This is a genomic window from Rhodococcus sp. MH15 (genome assembly GCF_019266045.1).
Lineage (GTDB): Bacteria > Actinomycetota > Actinomycetes > Mycobacteriales > Mycobacteriaceae > Rhodococcus_F > Rhodococcus_F qingshengii.
Window position 1 is genome coordinate 1 of record NZ_LPNP01000034.1, and the last position, 6,275, is coordinate 6,275.

Sequence of the window (6,275 nt, forward strand, 5' to 3'; positions counted from 1 at the left end):
CGAGCATCGAACTCCGCATACGACAACGACACACCCTCGAACGAGAGCGCTACCGCATCCGGAGACGCCGCCACCTGCGCATCGAACCCGTCCAACACCGACACACCCGCAACCTCACGAGCCGTATCATTCCACCCCTCGAGCACCAACGAACGCTCAACAGAATCCAAAATATCAACGTCACCAACACGCACCGAAGGATCGGTGGCTACGGAGGAGAGCAGTCGAAGAACTCTGTCCAGCAACGCAGTTGCGTAGTCGGCATCGAAGAAGTCCGGTAGGTACCGCAGCGTCAAGTGCAACTGCTCGTCGAGTGCGATCAGCAGGGTCAACGGGTAGTTCGTGGAATCGTCCGAGGCAATGTCGTCGATCATCATTCCGTCGAGAACATCCGCCTGTGCGGCGAGGCCCTCACGGTCGACCGGGTACGACTCGAATACAACCAACGTGTCGAACAGTGTTCCGACGTCCGCTGCTTTCTGGACATCGGTCAAACCGAGATAGTGATGATCAAGCATTCTCGCCTGCTCGATCTGGACCCTGGCAACCAATTCTTCGACGGACTCCGCGGCGTCGAGGCGCACCCGCACGGGGAGGGTGTTGATGAACAACCCGACCATCGATTCGACGCCGGTGAGCGCCGGTGGCCGGCCGGACACTGTTGCACCGAAGACAACGTCGTCGGTTCCGGTCAACGCACCGAGCAGGACCGCCCACGCGCTCTGCACGATCGTGTTGGCGGTGACCCCGAGTCGTGCGGCCAGAGCGGTGAGCGCCGCGGTTGTCTCCGACGACATCGACACGTTCAGCTTCTGTGACAGCGCGGTGAATTCCTGTCCGCCTGTGACCTGAGCAAGCAGCGTCGGCTCTTCGACGCCGGAAAGCACATCCGCCCAGGCTGTGAGTGATCGATCACGATCCTGATCGACAAGCCACGCCAGGTAATTGCGATAGCTACGCACACGCGGAAGAACCGAGTCGTCACCACGCGTCGCGTACAGCGCCAACAGGTTCTGCAAGAGCAGTGGCACCGACCAACCGTCGAGAATAATGTGGTGATTCGCCACCACCAAGCGATAGTCCCCCTCCGCCATGGTGACGAAGGTGAACCGAATCAACGGCGGTGACGCCATGTCGAAGTGTGTCGCCTGGTCAGCCGTCAAAACTTCGTTCAGAGCTGCCTCACGGTCGACGGCCGCAATATCGCTGAGATCGATGTTCCGCCACGGGACTGGAACGTCTTCGAGGACTATCTGGACCGGCGTTCCGTCGTCGTCGGCCGTGAATGCCGTTCGCAGGTTCGCATAACGGTCGATGATTCCCTGTGCTGCAGTGCGCAAGCGGTCGGCATCCACCTTCCCGGACAGAGTGAGAATCATCTGCACCGAGTAGAGGTCGACGCTGGATTCTGCCAACATCGCGTGGAAGAGCAAACCGGACTGCAGCGGTGCCAGGGGCCAGATGTCGGTCACCGTACCGAATCGATTCTCGAAGCCGTCGATATCTCGTTGGCTCACGGAGACAAGCGGCACGTCGGACGGTGTGAGTCCACCGGCTCCGACGGAGCGAGAATGCTCCGCCAGGGCAGTCAGTGCTTCGACCCAAATCTGTGCAAATGTCTCGACACTCTCGCCGTCGATGGCACCGACGGGGTATGCGAAAGAGGCCTCCAGAACAGCACCGTCTGCGCCGTCGTTGACGATCGCATTGATGTCGACGACCTTGTTTGCGGGCATGTCGACGTCTTCGGGTGCCGACACGTTGGCGAAATCGCCGGCCGGCAGCCACCCGAGTCCCTCGACGCCTGCCGGAAGATCCTCGGCGACAACTCGTCCCAGGTAGTTGAAGCTGACCTGTCCCCCGGCGAAGCGAGAAAGCACTGCGCGCGTGTCTTCGTTCAGGTAGCGCAGCAGTCCGTACCCGACGCCCTTGTCCGGGATCGCCAGAAGCTGTTCCTTCACTGCTTTGATCGCGCGTCCCGCCGAATCACCTCCGGCGAAAGCGTCACCCAGATCTACCTCGGAAAGATCGAGACTGATCGGGAAGGCAGCGGTGAACCAGCCAACGGTCCTTGACAGATCCGCGCCAGGAATCACGGCTTCTTCGCGACCGTGGCCCTCGAGTTGCAGCAAGGCAGACGTCGAGTCGATTCCGGCTCGGCGACGCCACTCGATCAGCGCGAGTGCCAGTCCAGCGAGCAGGCCGTCGTTGGCGCCGCCGTTGAAAACCTCCGGCAGCGTGGTCAACAGAGTCTCCGTCACCTGAGTGGGGACCGTCACGCTTATCCGCTGAACCGTTGCCGCAACGTCGACGGCAGAGTCGTACGCCCTCTTACCCAGCACCGGGTCCGGTGTCTGCAACACCTTCCGCCACGTATCCAGCTCGGCCACACGCGAATCCCGATGGGCCTCTTCGGACAAAGCATGAGCCCAGCGTCGCATCGACGTACCGGTCGGCTCGAGAGCAACATCCCCCGTCGCTCCGCTCGCCCCGGCCATCTGAGCCGCAGCCGACACCAGATCCGGAACGATGATTCGCCAGGAAACCCCGTCGACGATCAGGTGATGTGCAGCAATGATCAAGCGCCCGGTGCGAGTGGGACCGAAGTCGACCCACACGAACTGAACCATTACGCCGTCCGCCGGATTCAACCGGCCGAGAGCCTCGTCGAGGCCCTTGGAAGCCGTGAGAACAATTGTCGACTCGTCCGCAGCCGCGTCGACATCGACGCGGCTGAGCAGATCCTCGACGTCCACGGTTCCGGGCTCGGAGACCGACATCCCCCATCCGCGACCGTCGGAGATCAGCCGCGAGCGGAACATGTCGTGGTGGTCGACGACTGCGGCGAGTGTTCGCACGATGTCGGCTCGCTGCACTCCGAGTGGAAGCTCGAGAGTCATCGTCTGTGTGAATCGGTTGTAGCTGCCACCGCGCTCGACCATGAATCGTTCGATCGGCGTCAACGGCATCCAGCCGACTCCACCGCCCGGCAACTCCTCGAGCACCACCGCGGCCTCGACGTCGGCGGCATACTTCGCCACTTCGGCCAATGCCGCGACAGTCTTGCTCTCGAAGACGTCACTGGGTGCGAATACGACCCCACGTGCCTTCGCACGAGAGACGAGTTGGATGGACATGATCGAGTCGCCGCCCTGAGCGAAGAACGAGTCGTCGGTGCCGATGCGATCCAGGCCGAGAACGTCCGCGAAGATCTCGCTCAGGATTTGTTCCATCTCGGTGACCGGGGCGCGGAATTCCTTGGTCTCGAAAACCGGTGCTGGGAGCGCTTTTCGGTCCAGCTTGCCTGCCGGACTGAGCGGCATGTCCGAGGAGACCATGACCGAAGCCGGAACCATATGGGCCGGAAGGGTTCTGGAGACGAATTCGATCAATTCCGCCGAAGTGACCGAAGCGTGCTTTCCGGTGAACACGTACGACACCAGCGCCGGGGCACCCGACGGCAGGGTCGTACCCATCGTCGCAGCGAACTCGACCTCGGGGTGTGCCGTCAGCGATGCATCGATTTCGCCCAGTTCGATACGGAAACCGCGAATCTTGACCTGGAAATCGTTGCGGCCCACGTATTCCACGGCGTAGGTGGAGGGTGCCGTTCCAGCGACCCAGCGCACCACGTCACCGGTTCGGTACATTCGCTCGCCCGGATTACCGTGCGGGTTTGCCACGAATCGATCGGCACTCAAGCCTGGACGACGATGATAGCCGCGGGTCACCTGAGGACCGGACAGATACAGCTCGCCCGAGACTCCCAGTGGAACTGGATTGAGTCGTGTGTCCAGGACGAATGCGGCCATGTCACCGATCGTGGCGCCGATGTCCATTCGGTCACCGGGCAGAAGCGGAACGCTGACGTTCGTCACGATCGTCGTCTCGGTCGGGCCGTAGACATTCAGGAATGTCCTGGGAGCCGAAGCCGACGCGGCCGATCCGTCCCCTGTCGTCCACTTGCTGATCAGTTCCGGCGAATACGCTTCGCCACCCACGCCTACCACCGTCAGGTCGTCCAGGCCGCTCGGGTCCATCGACGCCAGGGCAGCGGGTGTGATGAACGCATGCGTGACTCGTTCGCTACGGAACACCTCAGCCAGTTCGTCGCCGCCGTACACGCCAGGCGGGACGATGACCATCGTCGCGCCGGTGGCCACCGCGAGGAACAACTCGAGCATCGACGCGTCGAAACTCGGTGACGCGAAGTGCAATGTCCGCGAGGTGGGCTTCACGAGGTAGTGCGCGGCCTGCGTGACACTGAAGCTCGCCAGTCCCGCGTTGGTCGCGACAACGCCCTTCGGCAGTCCTGTCGTGCCGGAGGTGTAGATGACCCAAGCCGGATGAGCAGTCGTCAGTGGACGGACACGTTCCTCGGCATCTATCGGCGCTCCGGACACTCCGGCGATCATCTGTTCGCCGAGCGGTCCGTCCACGACCAACCACTCGACGTCGTCGGCGAGATTCGGACGTTCGACGTCGAGGGTCAGGCCAACCTTCGCACCCGAGTCGCTGAGCATGTGCGCGATACGGTCTGCCGGATAGTGCGGATCGATCGGAACGACCGCTGCCCCGGTCTTCGACACTGCCCAGACCGCGAGTACCGATTCGACGGATCTCGGAATCGACACCGCCACAAGATCTTCAGCCCCGAGACCACGGTTGATCAAAACGCGGGCCAGCTTCGACGACCACTCGTCGACCTCTCGATACGTCATGGACCTACCGGCCGCGGCCTGCGCCGTGCCGGGGTAGCGCAAAGCGACGTTGTCCGGGTAGCGCGCAGCAGCGTCGGCAAGAATCTCGGCCAACGGCGCCTGCGCTACTCCTGACGAAGCCCTTTGACTCGTCAGAACCTCACGCTCGGACGCGTCGAGGATTTCGATGTCACCCACTGAAGTTGCGGGGTCCGTCGCAATTCCGTTCAGAATGCGCATCAATCGTGCGGCGAATCCGCGGACGGTCGATTCGTCGAACAGATCCGTCGCGTACGTGAACGTCGCCGACAGCCCTTCTGATACCTCACTGATCGTGAGCTGCAGGTCGAACTTGGCCACGGTCTCGTCGATTTCGAACTCGGCCGCCGTCAGACCGGGCAGAGCCAACGAGTTCTGCCCCAGGTTCTGAAATGCCAATGCCACCTGGAACAGCGGGTGATGTGCCCTCGACCGAACGGGATCCAGCACTTCCACGAGCCGCTCGAACGGAAGGTCCGAGTGCGCGAACGCCTGAAGGTCGGTTTCCCGAGCCGAGGCCAGAAGTGTTGTGAACGCCGCCGACGGATCAACCTCGGTACGCAAAACCAGGGTGTTGACGAACATTCCGATCAAATCGTCGAGTTCGGATTCACCTCGCCCGGCCATCGGTGCACCGATGTTGATGTCCGTTGTTCCCGACAGACGAGCGAGAAGCGACGCCAGAGCCGCATGGACCACCATGAACATCGACGCATTGTGTTCCCGGCCCACGCTGATCAGCCGCTCATGCAATTCCTGACCGATCGAGAATTCGAATGTCGCTCCCTGACCGGAGAATACCGCCGGCCGAGCCCGATCCCCCGGAAGATTCAACTGTTCGGGCACGCCGTCCAGTGCTTGCGCCCAGTAAGTGATCTGTTGCGCGATGACGGACTGCGGATCGTCCTCGGACCCGAGAACCTCACGCTGCCACAACGAGTAATCGGCATACTGCACCGGCAACGGCGTCCAGGTCGGAGCCTGGCCGTTGGTTCGGGCGTAGTAGGCGGTCATGACGTCGCGGGTCAGCGGGCCCATCGAGAAACCGTCGGTCGAGATGTGATGCACCACGAATACCAGAACGTGCTCGTCGGCCTTGATCTGGAAAAGCTTGGCGCGCAACGGCACCTCGGCCGTCACGTCGAAGCCTGCCGCTACGAAGTTCGTTACCTCGGAAACGATCTCCGAATCCGAGACCGAGGTTGCCGCGAGGTTCACGTCGACATCAGCCGGTGCAACGATCTTCTGGTAGCCGACGCCGTCGACCTCGGGGTAGACCGTGCGCAGAACCTCGTGACGGCCGATAACGTCGGCGACCGCTTGCTCCAGCCCCAAGACGTCCAGTTCTCCGGTGAGAGTTATCGCAACCGGGACGTTGTTCCCTGCCGAGCTCGTATCCAACTGGTTGAGAAACCACATGCGCTGCTGCGCCAACGACAACGGAACCCGAACCGGACGCACCTGCGCAGTCAACGCCGCACGTGAACCGCCACCGACATGAGAACCCAAACGAGCAGCCAACGCCTCCACCGTCGA

General features: G+C 62.1%; 1 protein-coding gene. It reads right to left on the bottom strand.

Translation table 11 applies throughout. From position 1 onward, the window contains the following. The coding region (locus ATN37_RS00400; protein WP_218694592.1) for a non-ribosomal peptide synthetase at window positions 1–6,260 on the bottom strand (6,260 nt) is incomplete at its 3' end. Window positions 6,261–6,275: the final 15 nt, after the last annotated feature.